Source organism: Micromonospora sp. NPDC006431, assembly GCF_042870725.1.
GTDB lineage: Bacteria > Actinomycetota > Actinomycetes > Mycobacteriales > Micromonosporaceae > Micromonospora.
The window spans coordinates 150104-169087 of sequence record NZ_JBIAHQ010000004.1; the positions used below are offsets into that span (position 1 = coordinate 150104).

At 73.2% G+C, this 18984-nt stretch carries 19 protein-coding genes and 1 pseudogene; 11 read left to right on the forward strand and 9 right to left on the reverse strand.

What is annotated here, in order from left to right; all coding sequences use genetic code 11:
• Positions 1–81: 81 nt before the first annotated feature.
• Positions 82–2166, forward strand: a complete 2085-nt coding sequence (locus ACFYM6_RS09780; protein WP_387273999.1) for a LuxR C-terminal-related transcriptional regulator — start codon at positions 82–84, stop codon at positions 2164–2166.
• On the opposite strand, the gene ACFYM6_RS09785 is transcribed toward ACFYM6_RS09780, so the two are convergent.
• The 3 genes from ACFYM6_RS09785 to ACFYM6_RS09795 are packed head-to-tail and all read right to left on the reverse strand — an operon-like array spanning position 2105 to position 4809.
• Positions 2105–3244, reverse strand: coding sequence for an oxalate decarboxylase family bicupin (locus ACFYM6_RS09785; RefSeq protein WP_387274001.1), 1140 nt, complete (start codon positions 3242–3244; stop codon positions 2105–2107). The two genes, ACFYM6_RS09780 and ACFYM6_RS09785, sit on opposite strands and share 62 nt — an antisense overlap.
• A 23-nt stretch (positions 3245–3267) precedes the next feature.
• Positions 3268–3528, reverse strand: coding sequence for a hypothetical protein (locus ACFYM6_RS09790; RefSeq protein ID WP_387274002.1), 261 nt, complete (start codon positions 3526–3528; stop codon positions 3268–3270).
• An 18-nt stretch (positions 3529–3546) separates the two neighbouring features.
• Positions 3547–4809, reverse strand: a complete 1263-nt coding sequence (locus ACFYM6_RS09795) for an Nramp family divalent metal transporter (RefSeq protein ID WP_387274004.1) — start codon at positions 4807–4809, stop codon at positions 3547–3549.
• Between the two features lie 429 nt (positions 4810–5238).
• On the opposite strand from ACFYM6_RS09795, the gene ACFYM6_RS09800 reads away from it, so the two are divergent.
• Complete coding sequence (locus tag ACFYM6_RS09800; RefSeq protein WP_387274547.1) at positions 5239–7362, forward strand: hypothetical protein; 2124 nt, start codon at positions 5239–5241, stop codon at positions 7360–7362.
• Positions 7363–7434: 72 nt separating this feature from the next.
• Here the strand turns inward: ACFYM6_RS09800 and ACFYM6_RS09805 are convergent, their stop codons facing one another.
• The 3 genes from ACFYM6_RS09805 to ACFYM6_RS09815 are packed head-to-tail and all read right to left on the reverse strand — an operon-like array spanning position 7435 to position 9838.
• A complete protein-coding gene (locus ACFYM6_RS09805) occupies positions 7435–8151 on the reverse strand; it encodes a hypothetical protein (protein WP_387274006.1) in 717 nt (238 codons plus the stop codon).
• Between the two features lie 2 nt (positions 8152–8153).
• The gene (locus ACFYM6_RS09810) at positions 8154–8945 is read right to left on the reverse strand and encodes an ABC transporter permease (protein ID WP_387274008.1); all 792 of its coding nucleotides are present in this window, start codon (positions 8943–8945) and stop codon (positions 8154–8156) included.
• Positions 8942–9838, reverse strand: coding sequence for an ABC transporter ATP-binding protein (locus ACFYM6_RS09815; RefSeq protein WP_387274010.1), 897 nt, complete (start codon positions 9836–9838; stop codon positions 8942–8944). The genes ACFYM6_RS09810 and ACFYM6_RS09815 overlap by 4 nt, the downstream gene beginning before the upstream one ends.
• A 132-nt stretch (positions 9839–9970) precedes the next feature.
• Here ACFYM6_RS09815 and ACFYM6_RS09820 point away from each other — a divergent pair, with 132 nt between their 5' ends.
• The 3 genes from ACFYM6_RS09820 (at position 9971) to ACFYM6_RS09830 (ending at position 12349) form a co-directional block, all read left to right on the forward strand.
• A complete protein-coding gene (locus tag ACFYM6_RS09820; protein WP_387274012.1) occupies positions 9971–11218 on the forward strand; it encodes a sensor histidine kinase in 1248 nt (415 codons plus the stop codon).
• Entirely contained in the window at positions 11197–11898 is a 702-nt protein-coding gene (locus ACFYM6_RS09825; protein ID WP_387274548.1) for a response regulator, read from the forward strand. The genes ACFYM6_RS09820 and ACFYM6_RS09825 overlap by 22 nt, the downstream gene beginning before the upstream one ends.
• Before the next feature lie 241 nt (positions 11899–12139).
• Entirely contained in the window at positions 12140–12349 is a 210-nt protein-coding gene (locus ACFYM6_RS09830) for a hypothetical protein (protein ID WP_387274014.1), read from the forward strand.
• A 133-nt stretch (positions 12350–12482) separates the two neighbouring features.
• Here the strand turns inward: ACFYM6_RS09830 and ACFYM6_RS09835 are convergent, their stop codons facing one another.
• Entirely contained in the window at positions 12483–13256 is a 774-nt protein-coding gene (locus ACFYM6_RS09835; RefSeq protein ID WP_387274016.1) for a D-Ala-D-Ala carboxypeptidase family metallohydrolase, read from the reverse strand.
• Between the two features lie 332 nt (positions 13257–13588).
• Here ACFYM6_RS09835 and ACFYM6_RS09840 point away from each other — a divergent pair, with 332 nt between their 5' ends.
• Together ACFYM6_RS09840 and ACFYM6_RS09845 are read left to right on the forward strand one after the other, a co-directional pair.
• Positions 13589–14230, forward strand: a complete 642-nt coding sequence (locus ACFYM6_RS09840; protein WP_387274018.1) for a DUF6642 family protein — start codon at positions 13589–13591, stop codon at positions 14228–14230.
• A 44-nt stretch (positions 14231–14274) separates the two neighbouring features.
• A complete protein-coding gene (locus ACFYM6_RS09845; RefSeq protein WP_387274020.1) occupies positions 14275–14739 on the forward strand; it encodes a PPOX class F420-dependent oxidoreductase in 465 nt (154 codons plus the stop codon).
• A gap of 5 nt (positions 14740–14744) precedes the next feature.
• Here ACFYM6_RS09845 and ACFYM6_RS09850 read toward each other — a convergent pair whose 3' ends face one another.
• Both ACFYM6_RS09850 and ACFYM6_RS09855 read right to left on the reverse strand, forming a co-directional pair.
• A complete protein-coding gene (locus tag ACFYM6_RS09850) occupies positions 14745–15386 on the reverse strand; it encodes an NAD(P)-dependent oxidoreductase (RefSeq protein ID WP_387274022.1) in 642 nt (213 codons plus the stop codon).
• A gap of 263 nt (positions 15387–15649) precedes the next feature.
• The gene (locus tag ACFYM6_RS09855) at positions 15650–16882 is read right to left on the reverse strand and encodes a serine hydrolase domain-containing protein (RefSeq protein ID WP_387274024.1); all 1233 of its coding nucleotides are present in this window, start codon (positions 16880–16882) and stop codon (positions 15650–15652) included.
• A 65-nt stretch (positions 16883–16947) separates the two neighbouring features.
• On the opposite strand from ACFYM6_RS09855, the gene ACFYM6_RS09860 reads away from it, so the two are divergent.
• From ACFYM6_RS09860 to ACFYM6_RS09875, 4 genes and pseudogenes are all read left to right on the forward strand, one after another.
• On the forward strand, positions 16948–17541 hold the full coding sequence (locus ACFYM6_RS09860; protein ID WP_387274026.1) for a pentapeptide repeat-containing protein: 594 nt from the start codon (positions 16948–16950) through the stop codon (positions 17539–17541).
• 53 nt (positions 17542–17594) lie between these two features.
• Positions 17595–18047 carry a pyridoxamine 5'-phosphate oxidase family protein gene (locus ACFYM6_RS09865; RefSeq protein ID WP_073832328.1) on the forward strand — a complete coding sequence of 151 codons (453 nt, stop codon included), beginning with the start codon at positions 17595–17597 and terminating at the stop codon, positions 18045–18047.
• 121 nt (positions 18048–18168) lie between these two features.
• Positions 18169–18681, forward strand: a complete 513-nt coding sequence (locus tag ACFYM6_RS09870) for a hypothetical protein (protein WP_387274579.1) — start codon at positions 18169–18171, stop codon at positions 18679–18681.
• A gap of 79 nt (positions 18682–18760) precedes the next feature.
• A pseudogene (locus tag ACFYM6_RS09875) lies at positions 18761–18874 on the forward strand (nitroreductase/quinone reductase family protein); the annotation flags it as partial.
• Positions 18875–18984 lie beyond the last annotated feature (110 nt).

Consider the following 18984-nt stretch of genomic DNA (forward strand, 5'->3'; position numbering starts at 1 on the left):
ACCTCCCCGGGCGTCACCGTTCCGAGCGGCTTTCACCTAGAACTCCCGCCCCGGCCCGGCAGCCGTGGTTGATTCGGTGCCGTGGCTGAACCACCGGAAGCGGGCGGCCCGCACCACGACGATCCACCGTCGACCGCCGCCGAACGGTCGGTGACCAGGGCTGTCGCGGTCGCGTCGGGCCCGTGCCGGCTGGGCTACGTCCAGCGGCTGACCGGGCTGCCCGCCCCCGAGGTCGCCGACGCGGTGGTGGCCCTCACCGCCCGTGGCGTGCTCACCGACGACCGGGGCGGGCTGACCGTCGCAGCGGCGGTACGCGACCGGCTGCTGGGCGGACTGCCCCGATCACTCCTAGGCGACCTGCACCGGCGGGCCGCGCGGCTGCTCGCCGACAGCGACCCGTCCCGCGCCGCCGACCACCTGCTGTCGGCCGTGCGGGCGACCGGTGAGGCGGACCCTGAACTGGTCGACCAGCTCGCCACCGCCGCCCCGGTCGACCCGTCGACCGGGGCGGACCTGCTGCTCGCCGCACTGACCCGGGCCGACGCCCGGACCCGGACCAGATGGCTGCTCGCGGCATCCGACCTGCTCGTCCTCGCGGGACGGTCCACCGAGGCGCTCGACCTGCTCTCCGCCGAACTCGCGGCCGACCGGGCCGGCGGCACGGAGCGGGCCCTGCTGCTCGGCCGGCTCGGGGCCGGACATGCGGCCCACCGCCCCTCCATCGCCCTCGACCAGCTTCGCCGGGCCCGCAGCGGGCACCCGTCCGGTCCGGAACACCGCGGTTGGCTGCTCGCCACCGAGGCGTCGATCGCGTGCCTGGTCGGCCATCCGGACGCCGACGGTCTGCTCGGCGAGGCGGGCCGAGCGCAGGCCGCCCATCCGTCGCCCCCGGCGGGCGTACGGCTCGTCCTCGCCCGGGCCGCCCGGGCGATCTCCCTCGGTGCCGTCCACACCGCCCGAGGCCTCCTCGCCACCGTCGATCCGAGCCGGCCGGCGGTACGCGGGGAAGCCGCGGCCGTCCGGACCGAGCGGATCACCGTCCAGCTCGCGCTCGGCGCGTACGAGGACGCGGCGGTCGCGCTGGACACGGCGTACGCCGACCTCCCCGCGGCGGCCAGGCCGACCCTGGCGGCGCTGTCCTGCCTGCGGTTGCTCGGCGTCGGGGAACTCCCGGAGGCCGACGCGCAGGCCCGGCTCACGCTGGACCGACCGGCCGGCCCGCTCACCGACGAGGCACGCGCCACGCTGCTCGCGGTCCGCGCCGAGGTCGCGTACCGCCTCGGCCGCCCGGAGGCCGCCCGGACGCTGATCGACCGCGCGCACCCTGACCGGCCCTGGCCCGACAACGTGCCGTACGCGCCGCTGCGCTGCGCGGCCGCCGCCGACCCCGACCCGCTGCGCCACCCCGCGCTGGTCCGCACCGCCGCCGAAGACCTGGCCCGGTCGGCCCGTCCGGTGCTGCTGGTCGCCCAGCACGGTCCCCGCCTCGTCCGGGCCCTGCTGCTGCTCGGCGACCTGCAGCGGGCGCGGACGGCCGCCGGCCACCTCACGCAGGTGGCCGACCGGACCCCGGTGCCGCTCTGGCGTGGCCTTGCCGGTCACGCGGACGCCCTGGTCCGCCGCGACCCGGAGACGCTGCGGGCCGCGGTGCGGGCGTTACGGACCACCGGCGCCGGGCCGGCGCTCGCGGACGCCCTCCTCGACCTCGCCCGCTCGCCCCGGGTCCGGCTGGCGGAGGCCCGCGCCGCCGGCGAGGAGGCGGCGGCCCGGTACGGCCGCACGGGCGCGGTGGGCGACCAGGCGCGCGCCGAGCGGTGGCTGCACCGACTCGACCGGACCCGTCGCCGCCCCGCCCCCGGGGCCCCTGAGCACGGCCTGGCCGCGCTGACCGCCCGGGAGGCCGGGATCGCGGAACTGCTGGCGGCCGGGGCCACCAAGCAGCAGGTGGCCGGCCGGCTGTACCTGTCGTTCCACACCGTCGACACGCACCTGCGCGCCATCTACGCCAAGCTCGGCATCCGCAGCCGGCTGCAACTGGCCCGGCTGTGGGACGGCCGGGAGCCGCCCGCAGGGGCGGACCCGGTCGCGGCCGTCCCCGCGCGGCTCAGCGGACCACCGGACGCTTCTCCTTCGGCAGCGCCTCGATCATCTCGCGGGGCAGGTTGATGGTGTCCGAGATGACCTCGGCGGGCGTGTTGGCCATCCACTGGGCGAGGGAGATGTCCTGGAAACGGGGGTTGCGGAACATTTCCAGGAACACCAGTGGCTCGTCGCCGAGGTTCTCGATGTAGTGCCCGTAGGCGAACGGCACATACCCCACGTCGCCGGCCCGGAAGTCGAACGTCCGGGCGACGCCGGTACTGGCGAACACACCCATCCGGCCCTGCCCGGAGATGTAGTACTGCCACTCGTCGTCCGTGGGGTGCCAGTGCAGCTCGCGGAGGCCACCCGGATCGATCTCCACGAGGGCCGCGGAGATGTCGGTCGACGCCGCGAAGTTGGTGGTGTCCGCGATCCGGACCGAGCCGCCGGGGAAGCGGTGCGGCGCCTGGGCGCGCAGCCGGTGCTTGAAGCTGCGTGGCACGTCACCGGCCGGGCTCACCACCCGGTCCTCGGTCAGCGGTGGGGGAAGCTCGCCCTGGAAGATGTACTTCTCCCGCTCCGGCAGGGCGTCCAACTGGTCGACCGACCAGCCGAAGTTCTTGGCCACGACGCTCTTCGGCACGTGCGCGAAGAAGTCGCTCATCAGGAACGTGTCGTTCTCCGAGAACAGCCCGTCGTCGAAGACCAGGAGGAACTCCACCCCGTCGGCGAGCGCCTGGATGTGGTGCGGCACGCCCTTCGAAAAGAACCACAGGTCACCCTGCTGCACGTCCTCCAGGAAGTTGCGGCCCTCGTGGTCGACCGCGCCGATCCGGCAGCTGCCGTTGATCACGTACGCCCACTCGGCCTGCTTGTGCCAGTGCAGCTCCCGGTACGCCCCGGGTTCGAGGGCCATGTCGACGCCGGCCAGCTCGGTGGCGATCGGCAGCTCCCGCTGGGTGACCTCGCGGGCCCAGCCGCCCTGCTCGATTCGGGTGTGCGCGTTGGAGAAGGAGAAGCGCAGGTTGGGCACGGTGCCGTGGTCGGTCGGCGGCGGGACGAGCAGGTCGGGGTTCTGCCGGTCGAGCATCACGTTGCGCGGACCGGTGTCCGGCCTGCCGCCATCCGCGCGTACCGGCTGTGGTGCGGTGTCCTGTGCCATGGTGGTCAACTCCTTCGATCGGTTCATTGGTGCGGGACGTGTCGGGGCGCCGGCAGCCAGAGCAGGGCACGGGCGGCGGCCGGCTCGTGTCGGAGCGCCACGGCGACGGGGATGCCGAGGCAGGTGAGCGCGACGGCGGCGGCCGCCCACGGCGAGACCCCGGCGCCCAGCCCGGCGGCGGAGAGCAGCAGCACCCCGAGCTTGAGCCGCAGGGCGGCCAGCGGCGCTGCCGCCGCACCGGGCCTGGCGGCGGGCCGGGTGGCGAGCGGGTTCCGGGTGGTCATCGGTCCTCCGGGCAATGGTCAGGCGAGGAGCAGCAGCGGGAGCGCGCAGCCGACCGCGGCCACCGCGGCCCCGGCGGTGGCGGCCACGCGGGTGGTCAGCGGGGCGTTGACCAGCGACCCCATCAGGGCCCGGTCCCGGCAGAACCAGACGAGAAGCAAGAGCGCGACTGGTACGCCGAGGGAGAGCACCACCTGGCTGGCGATCAGCAGTCCGGTCAGCGGCGCCCCGAACAGCAGGGCGAGCACGGCGGGCGTGATGGTGAGCAGGCGGCGCAGCCGTACCGGGATGCGGCGGGCCAGGAAGCCGTCCATCACCACGTCACCGGCGAGGGTGCCGACCCCGCTGGACGACAGACCCGAGGCGAGCAGGGCGATGCTGAACAGCAGCGCGGCACCCCCGCCCACCCTGGTCAGCAGCTCGCTGTGGGCGGCGACGATGTCACCGGTCCACCCGCCACCGCTCGCCTCGTGCAGGCCGGCGCCGAGTGCGATCATCGAGACGTTCACGACGGTGGCCAGCCCGAGCGCCGCGCCGCAGTCGATCCGTAGGGCGCGCCGGATGAGGGCCGGCGAGCGTCGCGCCGCCTCGGCGGGTCGGCCGCCGGTACGGACGATCGCAGAGTGCAGGTAGACGGCGTGCGGCATCACGGTCGCGCCGACGATGCCCATCGCCAGCAGCACCGACTCCGTGCCGTCCAGGCGGGGGGTCAGGCCGTGCAGGGCAGCGGTGGCCGACTGGTGGCCCACCGCGTACAGGTTGTAGAGGAAGCCGGCCCCGACCGTCAGTAGCGCGGCGGCGCTGACCAGCTCGAGGCGGCGGGTCCGGCCACGCCGCCGCAGCTCCAGCATCAGCAGGGAAAGGACGCCGGTCACCACCGCCGCGAGGCCGACCGGCATGCCGAACAGCAGCCGCATGCCGATGGCCGCCCCGACGAACTCGGCCACGTCGGTGGCGAGGACGACCACCTCGGCCTGCACCCACAGGGCTCGGCTCGCCCAGCGGGGAAACCGCTCCCGGCTGAGCTGCGGCAGGCTCTTCCCGGTCGCCGCGCCGAGCTTGGCCGCCTGGAACTGCACCAGCACCGCCACCAGGCTCGCTGCCACCACCACCCAGACCAGCAGGTACCCGGAGGTGGCCCCGGCGGTCAGGTTCGTGGCCACATTGCCGGGATCGATGTAGGCGATGGCGGCGACGAAGCCCGGCCCCAGCAGGGGCGCGACGCGGGGCCGGGCGGGGATTGCGGCCCGTCCGGTGGGCCGCAGTTGCTGGACCGTGGTCATGCCGCTGATCGTCCGGCCGGGTCGGCCAGCCACACATCACGCGATCGCGGGGTCTGTTTTCGCCACCGCCCGACCCGCTCCGGGCGGTGCCGGCGACCCGGCGGACGCACCGAGCCCCGTCGACCCGGCCCGCTTCGGTGCCGCTCGGCATCGGCCGGCTCCTGGCCGAACCGGCCGTCGATCGACCTGGAGGGCGTACGGATGGTTCGCGCCAATCGTCCGTATGACGGAACGGGTCGCCCGATCGTGTCGTACTTGTGACCTGCCGCCGCTTCGCAGCGCACTGTCGCAAGTGGTTGCCTGAAGCCAACATCCCCTGGTCAACAACTGCTGCGCGCAGTATCGACCTCTGGGGTGGTTGAACCTGTACCCCGACGGCGGTGGCCAAAGCTGATCACCGCCTCACCGGCAGGAGGCATCCGCGTGCGAATGAGACGACCGAGCCGGATCGCGGCCGCGGTGGCGGGCGCCACCGCGCTCGCCTTCACGGTCTCGGCCCCGGCCCAGGCCAACGATCACGAGAACCTTCCCGGCGAGCCGACCATCACGTTGCCGATCAACGACAGCGCGGCGGGCGGCACCTACAACCAGGACTTCACCCGGGTGTACGCCAACACCACGCCCGACGGCACCCCGGTCTACATCTACGTCCCGAAGGGCACCCCGCTCGACGGCACCGCGCCGGCCGGCGTGGCCAGCCTCGACCCGCAGTTCGACCACAACCCGGGCGACGGGTTCACCCCCTGCGCCACCGCCACGGCGGCGCAGTTCACCCTCACCCAGGCGCAGATCAACTACGTCGGCGACAAGCTCGCCAACCAGATCGTCGCGGTGGACGAGGAGCACTTCGGCCCGATGGACGCGGCCGACCCGGACGAGCCGGCCAGCGACTCCCTGGTCATGCTGCTCTACAACATCCAGGACGACGCGTACTACGACTGCGCGCAGACCTCGTACACCGCCGGCTACTTCGCGCCGGACTTCATCCAGACCAACGGCATGAACGTCATCGTGGTCGACGCCTTGGACTGGGCCAACCGGGTCGGCCCGAACGACTCGCCGTGGCGCGACAACAACCCGGCCAACGACCGCCCCGAGCTGTACGAGGGCACCGTCGCGCACGAGCTGCAGCACCTGCTGCACAACTACAGCGACCCGGGCGAGCTGTCCTGGGTCGACGAGGGCCTGGCCGACTTCGCCATCTTCCTCAACGGGCTGGACGCCGGCGGCTCGCACCTGAGCAACCAGCAGGTCTTCTACGAGGAGACCTCGCTGACCCGGTGGGGCAGCACCCTGGCCAACTACGGCGCCTCCTTCACCTACTTCCAGTACCTCTGGGAGCAGGCCGGCGGCAACGGCGACGGCACCTACACGCCGGACAAGCAGTACGACGGCAAGGCCGGTGACCTGCTCATCAAGAAGATCTTCGAGGAGCAGGCCGACGGCATGGCCGGCGTGCAGAACGCCATCGACAGCTTCAACGCGGCGACCGGCGCGCACCTGCGCAGCGCGGCCGACCTGTTCCGCGACTGGTCGGTGGCGGTCTACCTGGACGACGAGAAGTCGCCGATCTACGACATCAAGGCGTTCGACTTCGGCGACCCGGCGGACACCTCCTGGACCATCGACATCGCCGACGACGTCTTCTGGGGCGGCCGGGGCCACTACCAGGGCGCCACTCCGGAGTCCAAGTGGGCGCGGCTGAAGAACCGCCCCGACACCACCGCCGTGCCGTTCGGCATGTCCGTCGAGCGGTTCCGCAACCCCGGCCCGACCGTGGCGCTGGCCTTCGACGGCGACGACGAGACGGTGATCGCACCGCACACCGGCACGACCCACTGGTACGCCGGGTACGAGAGCCAGGACGACAACATCCTCGACGTCGACACCTCCGGCGGCGTGACCTCGCTGGACTTCTGGAGCTGGTACTTCATCGAGGAGGGCTGGGACTACGGCTTCGTCGAGGCCCTGGTCAACGGCAACTGGGTGACAGTGCCGGTGCGCAACGACGCCGGTCAGGTCGTCACCACCAACGACGACCCGCACGGCAACAACGAGGAGGGCAACGGCCTGACCGGCACCTCCGGCGGCCGGTACTTCGTGGACGACCCGGCCTACCTGCACCTGACCGCCGACCTGCCGGCCGGCGCGACGGACGTGCGGTTCCGGTACTCCACCGACGCCGCGTACATGGACACCGGCTGGTTCGTCGACGACGTTCGGGTCAACGGCGCCAATGCGAACCTCACCTCGGCGGCGGGCAACTGGTTCGCCACCAGCGGCGTGCAGGACAACAACTGGACGGTCCAGGTGGTCAGCCACTGCGACCTCACCCCGGGCGTCACCTCGCCGGGGGAGACCACCGACGGCGCGGGCAACTGGGTCTACCGGACCACCGGCGACCAGTTCACCGCCAGCGGCCTGAAGACGAAGTGCGCCAACGGCAAGCAGGACGACTTCGCCGTCCTGATCTCCAACCTGCCGACCGGTGACCTCACCTACCTGGACGCGGACTACACGTTCCGGGTGACCAACACCGGCAACGCGAAGTAAGTTCCGTACCCCTTCGGGCCCGCGCCGCACGTCGGCGCGGGCCCGTCGCCGTCGGCGGTCACCGGCCACCCGCTAGCGGCGGTCGCCGTCCCGGTCGGGCTGGCCCGGCACCAGCCGCCAGTACTGCCGCTTCCCGTCGTCGCGGACCACCACCCCGAGCCGTCCCAGCTCTTCGCGCAGCTCCCGCACCTCGCCGCCACGGTCGGCCTCGACCGCCCGCTGCCGGGCCCGCAGCAGCGCGTCCGCCCCGGCCGGCAGCCCCGGCAGCCCCTGCACCCAGCGCCGGTACGCCGCCCGGTGCGGGTCCTGCTCCAGCCAGGGCCAGCCCTGCCCGGTGAACGCGGCACGCAGCCGGCCCTGGTCCAGGTCGGACTTCTCCCGGGCCAGTTCCCCACCCTCGGCGTCGAGCAGCACCAGCGTTTTCCCGTCCAGGAAGACCCCCGCGACCCCGGCCCGGGCGAGGTCCCGGCCGTGGCCGTCGCGGTGCAGCCGCACCCCGGACCGGCCCACCGTCACGGTCAACCGCTCCCGGGTGCCGAGGTAGGCGACGATCAGCCCGACCAGCGCCAGTGCCGCCGCGCCCCCGACGTACGCCCGCTCGTCGGGCAGCCGGGCCAGCAGCTTGAACCAGCCCTGGAACGGGAACCAGGGCAGGCCGGCCAGCCAGCCGGACGCGGCCGTGAGCGCCGCGCCCAGCCCGGCCCCGAGCAGCGGGAACCCGGCCCACATCAGCACCAGTTCCGCGGCGCCGCCGCTGACCACCGTGTCGCCGTACCCCCGCGTGGTCATGGTCAGGACACCTCCCGCCGTAGCGTCCGGGCCAGCCCGGCGGCCAGCGGTAGGACCATCCACACCAGCAGCGACACGGCCAGGCGTGCCCACTGCCCCGCGGTGACGTCGGGTCCGAGCAGCGGCTCCATCGTCACCCCGGTGTCCAGCCAGCGGGCGGGCCCGCGCAGCGCCGAGATCATCCCGCCGAGGATCGACCAGAGGGTGGGCAGCAGCAGGTAGGTGACGATCGCCAGCGGCGTGTTGAGCAGCAGCAACCCGAACCCCGCGCCCATCAGCACGCTGACGACCTGCAGCACGGCCGCGTGCAGGAGCATGGACCCGTCGAACGACCAGGCGCCCGCTCCGCCGGTGGCCCGGGCGAGCAGCGTGGCGACGGCGGCCACGGCCAGGCTGACCAGCACCGACCCCAGCGCGGCCAGCACCATCGCGGCGAGCTTCGCGAAAACCACCCGCTCCCGCCTGGGCACCAGGGTGAACGTGGTCAGCGCGGTCCGCTGCGACCACTCGGCGGTGATCGACAGAATGCCCAGCACCGGCAGCAGCAGCCCCACCGGCAGCAGCGACGGGACGAAGAAGTCGGCGAAGTTCTGCTGCTCGTCGCCGAGGACGAAGAGCTGCACGGTGACGATGCCGGCGGCGACCAGGCCGATGGTGATCAGCAGCCAGTATCCGGCCCGGGTGTCGGCGAGCTTGCGCAGCTCCACCCCGGTCAGCCGGGCCAGCGACGGCTGGTGCCGGTCGGCCCGGCGGGTGACGGTGGGCGGGGCGGGTGCGGGCGTGGTGGTGGTCATCGGGCGTCCTCCCTGGTCGGCGTGTCGGAGGTGAGGGAGAGGAAGAGCTGTTCGAGGCCGGAGCTGCTGGCCGGCCGCAACTCGCTGAGGGCGACGCCCGCGTCGGCGGCGGCCTGCCCGACCGCCTCGGCCTCGGCCCGCACCAGCAGGCCGTCGGTGACCTGGTCGGCGTCGAGCCCGGCCCGGTCCAACGCGACGCGCAACGCGCCCTGGTCGCGGGCCCGGACCAGGGTGCCGGCGCCGGCGAGCAGTTCGTCCTTGCCGCCCTGGGCCACCACTCGACCGTTGCCGATCACGACCAGCCGGTCGGCGACCGCCTCCACCTCGCGGAGCAGGTGCGAGGAGAGCAGCACGGTGCCGCCCCGGTCGGCGAAGTCGCGCAGCAGGCCGCGCATCCAGAAGATGCCCTCCGGGTCGAGACCGTTGGCCGGCTCGTCGAGGATCAGCACCCGGGGATCACCCAGCAGGGCCAGCGCCAGGCCGAGCCGCTGCCGCATCCCCAGGGAGTAGGCCCGGACCCGGCGCTTCGTCGCGGGCCCGGTCAATCCGACCAGGTCGAGCTTCGCGGCGACCTCCCGCCGGTCCACGCCCATCGTGCTCGCGGCGACGGTCAGCACCTCCCGACCGGTCCGCCCGACGTGCTGCGCGGACGCGTCGAGCAGGACGCCGACCTCCCGGCCGGGGTTGCCCAACTGCCGGTAGGGCAGCCCGGCGACGGTGGCGCTGCCCGAGGTCGGCGGGGTCAGGCCGCAGATCATCCGCATGGTGGTGGACTTGCCCGCGCCGTTCGGGCCGAGGAAGCCGGTCACCGTGCCCGGCTCGCAGCGGAACGAGACATCGTCGACGGCCGGGTGCGGGCCGTAGCGCTTGGTCAGGTGGTCAACCTCGATCATGCCGGTGAGCCTGCCCGCGCCACCCGGCCACCCGCAGCGGCCGGCGGTCGGCACCGCCTCGACCGAGGTCGACGCTCAGGTGTCGACTTTGGTCGCTGGTCCGACTCGCCGGGGTCCGCCTAGCATGAGGGCGTGACCAGCAGCGCCGTGCCCGAGCACCCCTGGCTGCTGCCGGGGGCGCTGACCTTGAATCCGGCGGCGGGAGCGCGACCGCGACGCACCACGCGGGACTGGGTCATCGACAGTCTGTGCTTCCTGCTCGGCCTCGGCTGGGTCCTGCTCGCCACGGCCGATGCGGCCTCGCCCGATCCGGAGATGGCCGAGCCGCTGGCGCAGCCGTGGATGATCACGGCCGACGCGCTGCTCGGGCTGGCCTGCTGCGCCCTGCTCTGGGTGCGGCGTCGGTGGCCGCTGGGCCTGGCCGTCGCGACCCTGCCGTTGACCCTGTTCTCGTTGGCGGCCGCGGGCCCCCTGCTGATCATCTACTTCACCGTGGTGGTGCACCGCCGGGCGGCCGTCGCGCTGGGGGTCACCGCCGCCGGCATGATCACCAACTTCGCCTTCAACTACCTGCGCCCCGAGCCCTCCCTGCCGTACTGGGCGGCCACCGCCTGGGGCGTGGTGCTCAGCTTCCTCGTGCTCGCCTGGGGGATGTTCGTGCGGGCCCGCCGGCAGCTGGTCGTGTCGTTGCGGGAGCGGGCCGAGCGGGCCGAGGCTGAGCAGCAGCTGCGGGTGGCGCAGGCCCGACAGCTGGAGCGCACCCGGATCGCGCGCGAGATGCACGATGTGCTCGCCCACCGGATCTCCCTGCTAAGCCTGCACGCGGGCGCTCTGGAGTTCCGTCCGGACGCACCGCCGGACGAGGTGGCGAAGGCGGCCGGGGTGATCCGGGGCAGCGCCCACGCCGCCCTGCAGGACCTGCGCGAGGTGATCGGCGTGCTCCGCGCGGAGACCGGCGCGGAGCGGATTCCGGAACGTCCACAGCCCACGCTGGCGGACCTCGCGGCTCTGGTCGAGGAGTCGCGGGCGGCCGGGATGCGGGTCGATCTGCGCGATCGGGTGACCGCGGCGGAACGAATGCCGGCGGCACTCGGGCGCAGTGTCTACCGGATCGTGCAGGAGGGCCTGACCAACGCCCGCAAGCACGCCGACGGGGCCGCGGTCACGGTGGAGCTGATCGGCGGGCCCGGCGGGGGGCTCACTGTCGAGATCCGTAACCGCTGGCCCGTCGGCGGGTCCAGGAGTCCGGAGCTGCCGGGTGCCGGGACCGGCCTGGTCGGCATCGCCGAGCGGGTCAGCCTGGCCGGCGGCCGCCTGAAGTACGGGCGCGACGACTCGGGCGACTTCCGGCTCGCCGCCTGGCTGCCGTGGCCGGCGTGAACGCCGGCGCGGAACCGGTCCGGGTGCTGATCGTCGACGACGACGCGCTGGTCCGGGCCGGCCTGTCGATGATCCTCGGCGGGGTGCCGGACGTCCGGGTGGTCGGGGAGGCGACCGACGGCGCCGAGGTGTCGGCCGCCGTCGAGGCGTACGCGCCGGACGTGGTGCTGATGGACATCCGGATGCCCCGGGTGGACGGGCTGACCGCCACGGAGTCACTGCGGGCGCTGCCCCGGCCGCCCGAGGTGCTGGTGCTGACCACCTTCGACGCCGACGACCAGGTGCTGCGGGCCCTGCGCGCCGGCGCCGCCGGTTTCCTGCTCAAGGACACGCCACCCGCCGAGATCGTCCAGGCGATCCGCCGGGTCGCGGCGGGGGAGGCGACCCTGTCGCCGACGGTGACCCGCCAGCTCATCCGGCACGTGACCGCCGCCGCGCCGGCCGAGGTGGGCGCGGACCCGCGGCGAGACCGGGCACGGCGGCTGCTGGACGGGCTCAGTGAGCGGGAGCGGGAGGTCGCGGTCGCGCTCGGGCAGGGCCGGACCAACGCCGAGATCGCGGCGGAGCTGTTCATGAGCGTGGCGACCGTGAAGGCGTACGTGTCGCGCCTGCTGACCAAGCTCGAGCTGAACAACCGGGTGCAGGTGGCGCTGCTCGTCCACGACGCCGGCCTGGTCTGAGCGGCGCCGGCCCGTTCGCCGGGCATCTTGCAATCATTTTTGGTTGTATCACTGGTGAGAGGATTGCGATCCCACCTCGGCCCTGTTGGTCGGCGCCGAACGGGCGCTGGCGGCCGACTTCCCCCCCCCCGCAGTCCCAAGCCGATCTGGTACTGCGGGCCATCGGCTCCGGCGAACGGAGGTGGAGAGCGGGGTGGCCACCTCGACGATGCGCTTGGCGACCAGTAGTCGCAGGGCGCGATTGAGGGAGGCCTGCGGCAGGTCCCCGGCGGCCCGCGCGATAAGGGAGAAGGTCGACGCCCATGACCTGGGCCGGTTGCTCATGCACCGCTCCCGGCTGCCCGGCGCGGACGAGCATGTCCCGCTGGTGGCGGTATCCCGGTCCGAGGCAGCCATGGACGGTGTGTCGATCATCTCGCCGGAGGAACTGCTCGGCGCCTGGCGGCATTGACGACCGCTCCGGCCGCGGCATGGCGTCACGCACTCCGAGCCGGAATGGCACCCGGGGCGACGTCGACGGCGGCCCGGCCGCAGGGCTCCTCCACCCCTGCGTCGGGCCGCCGTCGACATCGACTCCGCCCTGGTCAGATCCCGCAGCGTGCGGCGGACCAGGTGGTCGTGTTCGCGCTCTTGTCGGCGTTGTTCTCCCGGCGCGCGTCCACGTGGACATGGTTGCTGTGGCCCGGGTAGCCGGGGCCGAAGATGCCGCTGAAGCCGTGGCTGCGGGCCTCCCGGGCGATCCGGCACAGCGACGAGGTGCGCGAGGTCAGGTCGGCCGCGGTCCCGTAGAGGTGCTGGCTGTCCGACGCGCCGCCGACGCGCCGGTTGCAGGTGAAGCTGCGGAAGCCGCTGTTCACGTGGAGGGGCTGGTCGCCGAGGCTGTGGCGCAGCGCCTCCAGCTTCCACATGTGCCGTAGCGCGTTGGCCCGGGTCGCGCTCGCGGAGAGCGGGCCGCCGGTCCAGCCACCGATGCCGCAGCCGTTGTCCAGCTCGGTGTAGCTGAAGTGCTTCGGCGTGCAGTCGTTGTCCTGCAACTCGTAGAGCTTGGCGAAGGTCTGTGGGCCGGCGATGCCGTCGGCGCGCAGCCCGTACGCCGACTGGAACCGCCGGACCGCGGCGGCCGTCTCGGTACCGTACCGGCCGTTGACGCGGACGATGTTCCGGTATGCGGCCCAGCCGGCCACCCGGATCTGCAGCTGGCGGACGTCCTCGCCGGAGCGCCCCTGGGCGAGGGTGCGGTTCCAGGTGTAGCAGCCGTCGGCGTGGGCCGGCGGCGCGGCGACCACCGTGGCGATCGCGGCCCCGAGCAGGGCCAGCGCGAAGGCGACGGCGATCCGTTTCAAGGTAAGGACGCGCACAGGTTCCTCCTGATTGGAGTGCGATTGGGGTGCGATCAGGGCATCGGGCGGGACGTCCCTGGCTCATCCACCCTGGCACGGTTTCAGCCCATCAGCAGCCTTTTACCCGAATCAGGCTCATAACCGCAGGCAAGAGGCTGTTTCTGCAAATTGCACTAATTCTCGGAAACGCCCATTTCGGCGGTCGACACACGTGCCGGGCCAGAGGGGACGGAAACGGTTGTCCAATCGTGCCGATGGTGATGTCGCCGGGCGGCCTGCGGCCGGTAACGTCTGCGCCGGGGGGCGGGGACGGTTTCCCGGGCGGCCTTCGCGGGCGGGGGAGGTGGGCGTTGGCGCGGGGTGGCGTCTTCTGCGTCGAGGGGCAGTGGCACCGGGACCTCAACGAGCGCGGCTCCGTCCTGCCCACGCTCGAACTGCTCGAACGGCTGGGCCGGATCCGATTCATCCACAAGGACGCCGCCACCCGCGACGAGCTCTTCTACTTCATCGACCGCTGGCTGCTCAAGCAGTACGCCGACTACCGGGTCGGCTTCTTCGCCATGCACGGCGAACCGAGCCGGCTCTGCCTCACCGACTGGGACTCGGTGGAACTGGCCGACGTGGCCGACCGGATGGCCGGCCGCTGCGACGGGCGGCGCCTCTATTTCGGCAGCTGCTCGGTGCTGCGCGCCTCCGACGCCGCGCTGCGGGAATTCCTCGACGTCACCGGGGCGGCCCTGGTCTGCGGCTTCACCCGCGAGGTGGACTGGGTCGAGTCGGCCGCGTTCGAGACCGTGCTGCTCGACGTGCTGGCCAACGGGCAGCGACACAACGCCGCCGAGCTGCGGATGGGCTCGGCACACTGGGCGCCCCTCGCCGCGTACCTCGGCTTCCGGGTGATCTACGCCAACGGCCGGGCCTGGCGGCCGACCGCCCGGCCCCGGGTGCCGGCCCAGGCCACCCCACGCCGGGTTGCCAATCGCCCCCGCTGAGCCCGGGCCGAATCCCTGACCCGGCGGACTGGTAGAACCGACGCATGGCACGCACCATCGCGACCAACACCCGGCTCGACCGAGACGCCCTGATCGAGTTCCTCCGCCCCCGGCACAAGGTCCTGCTGATGACCACCCGCGCCGACGGCCGGCCGCAGTCCTCCCCGGTGTCCTGCGGCGTCGACGCCGCGGGCCGGCTGGTGATCTCCACCTACCCCGAACGGGCGAAGGTGGCCAACATCCGCCGCGACCCCCGGGTCTCCGCCTGCGTGCTCTCCGACGATTGGAACGGGCCCTGGGTGCAGGTGGACGGCACCGCCGAGGTGCTCGACCTGCCCGAGGCCCTGGAGCCGCTGGTGGAGTACTTCCGCAGCATCTCCGGCGACCACCCGGACTGGGACGAGTACCGCGAGGCCATGGTCCGGCAGGGCAAGTCGCTGATCCGGATCACCATCGAGCACTGGGGCCCGATCGCCACCGGCGGCTTCCCCGCCCGGCTGGCCGACTGACCCGCTCAGTAGGCCGCGGTGAACCGCGTGTTGGTGAACCGCGGGTGCTCGATCTCGTCGACGATGACCACCGCCAGGTCTTCGTAGGTGAGCACCGACCGGCCCTGCGCGTCCGTCACCGGGTGGTCGGTGCCCGTGCGGTAGTGCCCGGTCCGTTCGCCCGGGTGGAACTCCAGCGGCGGCGGGGAGATGTACGTCCAGGTCACCCCGTCGTCCGCGGAGCGGTAGATGGCCAGCGCCTCGGCCTGGCCCAGCGCCGCGTCCCGGTATTCCGCGGGGAAGTCCGGCTCGTTCAGGTACGGGGTGCCCTTCGACGTCAGCAGCGTCGCCCCGCCACCGACGTGGATCACCCGGGGCGGGCTCGGCAGCTCGCGGAGCGTGTCGACCAGTGTCCGGGCCGCCTCCCGCCACAGCTCCCGCTCGCCGCCGCCGATCGCCACCACGAACACGTCCGCGTCCTCGGCCAGCTCGCGCACGCTGCGCGCCGAGGTGGCGTCGCCGGTGACCGTGCGTACGCCGGGCGCCAGGTAGCTGGTCGCCTCCGGCCGGCGCACCGCCGCGGTGACCCGGTGCCCCCGGTTCATCGCCTCGTCGGTGATCCGCGATCCTGCGGTGCCACCGGCGCCGAACACGACGATGTTGCTCATGCCGCCACCTCGCTCCGCTCGGCGAACGCATGAGGCTCCACGGCACTGCGCCCGATGATTCGCTCGCTGCGCTCGCTCATGCGGCCACCTCGCTCCGCTCGGCGACCGCATGAGGCTCCACGGCACTGCGCCCGATGATTCGCTCGCTGCGCTCGCTCATGGCTGACCACCTCCCCGCCCCAGGTGCCTCGCCCCTCAGGCTAGGGAGCCGATCGCCCGGCCGGTGCCGTAACGGCGATCCCGGCCGGGCGCGGCGAGCCGGGTCAGTCGACCAGCGCGGAGTAGACCAGCTGGCGCAGCTGCGTGCGCAGCGGGTACGTGCTCGACGGCATGAGCTGGGTGAACAGCAACGCGGTGATCTCCTCCACCGGATCCACCCAGAACGCGGTGCTGGCCAGCCCGCCCCAGTAGTACTCGCCCACGCTGCTCGGCACCCGGACGGGCACCGGGTCCAGCACCACGGCGAAGCCGAGGCCGAAGCCGATGCCGTCGAGCACCGTCTCGGCGAAGCCCTCCGGCTCGAACGAGGCCAGGTCCCGGCCGTGGGGCAGGTGGTTGCGGGTCATGAAGCGCACCGTCCGCGGCCCCAGCAGGCGTACCCCGTCGAGTTCGCCCCCGCGTAGCAGGAACTGGGTGAACCGGTGGTAGTCGGCGGCTGTGGAGACCAGCCCGCCGCCGCCGGAGAACCAGCTCGGCTCGGTCAGCGCGGCCTGGCCGATGCCGTCGTGCCGCGTCGCCTGCCCGGTGGCCGGGTGCGGGGCGTACAGCGCGGCCAGCCGTTTGGCGTCCCCCTCGTCGACCCACCACCGGGTGTCGGTCATGCCCAGCGGACGCAGGATCCGCTCGGCGAAGAACGCCTCCAGGCTCTGCCCGGAGACCACTTCGACGAGCCGGCCCAGCACGTCGGTGGAGACGCCGTAGTTCCAGCTCGTGCCGGGCTGGAAGAGCAGCGGCAGCCGGGCCAGCCCGGCCGAGGCCGCCGCCAGGTCCGCACCCGGCGGCACGCCCAGGTCGAAGCCCGCCGCCCGGTACAGGCCGTCGACCACCGTGCTCTGGGCGAAGCCGTACGTCAGGCCGGCGGTGTGGGTGAGCAGGTGCCAGACCCGGATCGGCTCGACCGCCGGCACCGTGTACGGCTTGAGCACCGACCCTTTGTCGTAGACCCGGACGTCGGCGAACTCCGGCAGCCAACGGCTGATCGGGTCGTTCAGCTCGAACCGGCCCTCCTCCCAGAGCATCATCGCGGCCACCGAGGTGATCGGCTTGGTCATCGAGTAGATGCGCCAGAGGGTGTCCGCCTCGACCGGCGTGCCGGCCTCCCGGTCGCGCAGCCCATAGGTCGAGGAGTGGGCGATCTCGCCCCGGCGGGTCACCACGATCTGCCAGCCGGCGAGCCGGCCGTCGTCGACGTACCTGCCGAAGTGCTCGTCGATCCGCGCCAGCCGGGCGGGGTCGAAGCCGATACGGGCCGGGTCAATGCTCACTGCGACGCTCACGCCGCCGAACCTACCGGCCGGTACGCCGACCGGGAAGTGTCGGCGGCCACCACTAACCTGGCCCCATGCCGGAGCCGACAGAGGACGTCACCTACCGCCACGAGGACTGGTACGCCGAGGAGTTGGCCGACCGGCACTTCGTCCGCTGCTCCTTCTTCCACGTCGACCTCACCGAGGCGGTCAGCCAGGGCGCCGTGTTCACCGAGTGCGTCTTCGGCAACGTCGCCTTCAACGCCTCCCGGCACACCGACTCGGCCTTCACCCGCTGCACCTTCAAGCGCTGCAACCTCTTCGAGGCCGAGTTCACCGGCTGCAAGCTGGTCGGCAGCAGCTTCGAGCAGTGCGACCTGCGCCCGCTGCGGGTCAACGGCGGGGACTGGTCCTTCGTCGCCCTGCCCGGCGCCGACCTGCGCGGGGTGCAGCTCACCGACGTACGCATGCGCGAGGTGGACCTGACTGGCGCCGACCTGACCGGCGCGACCGTGGCCGGCGTCGACCTCTCCGGCGCCCAGCTGCACGCCGCCCGGCTGGTCCGGGCCGACCTGCGTGGCAGCGACCTGACCGCGCTCGACCCCACCGCCGTGGAGCGGGCCGGGGCGATCGTCGACGCCGAGCAGGCGATCCTGCTGGCTCAGGCGCTGGGCTTCGAGATCCGCTGAGCAGTCCGGAAATACGCCGCACGGTGTCAGATTTCCCTGTCACGCTGGCCCGCATGGCATGGTGGTCCGACCTGGTGGCAGCCGAACCCGACTTCGCAGCGCGCGTGCGGGCCCGATTCACCGTCCGCAAGCACGGCACGATGGCGACCCTGCGGCGGGACGGCTCGCCGCGGATCAGCGGCACCGAGTTCGACTTCTCCGACGACGGTCAGCTCCGGCTGGGCAGCATGGCCGGCGCGGTCAAGGCGCTCGACCTGCGGCGCGATCCCCGCGTGGCGCTGCACTGCCCGAGCGAGGACGCCCCGGAGGGCGACCCGGCGTCGTGGGGCGGGGACGCGAAGATCGCCGGGCGGGCGCACGAGGAGCCGCCCGGCGAGGACGGTTCGCACCGGTTCCGGATCGAGTTGACCGAGGTGGTGCTGACCCGGGTCGGCGACCCGCCGGACCATCTGCTGATCGAGAGCTGGCATCCCGACCGTGGCCTGCGGCGGCGCGAGCGGCGCTGACCGGCCAGCTGTCGGAAACATGCCTCCGCTCGACGGCTACTCGACGATCGGGGCGTGTGTCATCCTCCCTGCGGCGGGTCACGGGGGCGACCGCCGGCGCCGGTGGCCGAGGGAGGGATCGGTGGCTGAGGACGAAGTCACGCAGACCGGTATCCGGGTGGGTGGCTGGCTGCCCGCCGTATCGGCCGAACCGGCGCGCGCACCGGAGCAGGCGTTGACCGTGCCGCGGCGGCTGCCCGCCGACGGCGAGCCTGCGTCTGATCCGGCGCCGGTCCGCGACCACCTCGATCCGTCGCTCGTCCGCGCCCACGCTCAACCGGTGATCGTGATCGACCGGCCCGGGGAGGGTGACTCCGAGCCGTTCAGGTCCCCGGCCGAGCCGGCCGCACCGCCGGTCACCGGGCCGCGGCCCGGCGCCGTGGCGCCGGCCCCGCACTCGTCGCGGAGCGTCGGAGGTCGACTCGCCGAGTTGCTCGGTCCGGCGGCCGCCAAGGTACGCACGGCCGTCGGGATCATCCCCGACGGGCCGGTCACCCGGGTCGGCGTGGCCCGGGCCCGGCGGCGCCGGCGCCGGCTGTGGTTCGGGGCGGCGGCCCTGGCCGCGCTGGCGCTGGTGTTGGCGTACGTCCGGTAGGGGCCGGACCCGCGGGCGAGCCGCCCACGCCCGCGACCAGGGTGGACAGGACGAGGGTGGCGGCAGTGACCCCGGCGGCCCCGGGGAGAAGCCGCGGATGTGGCGCGCCATGACGGCCATCTGGCCGGCGTACGACCAGTACCAGGCGCAGACCGAGCGGGAGATCCCGGTGGTGGTGCTGGAACGGGTGTGAGCCGTTCCGTGCCTCGCGGCTGGTCGACCTGGCGGCGGGCGTCGGGCCGGACTACAGCGCCGCGCGCACCGCCGCCCGGCTGCGCCAGGACGCCGGCTGAGACGGATCCC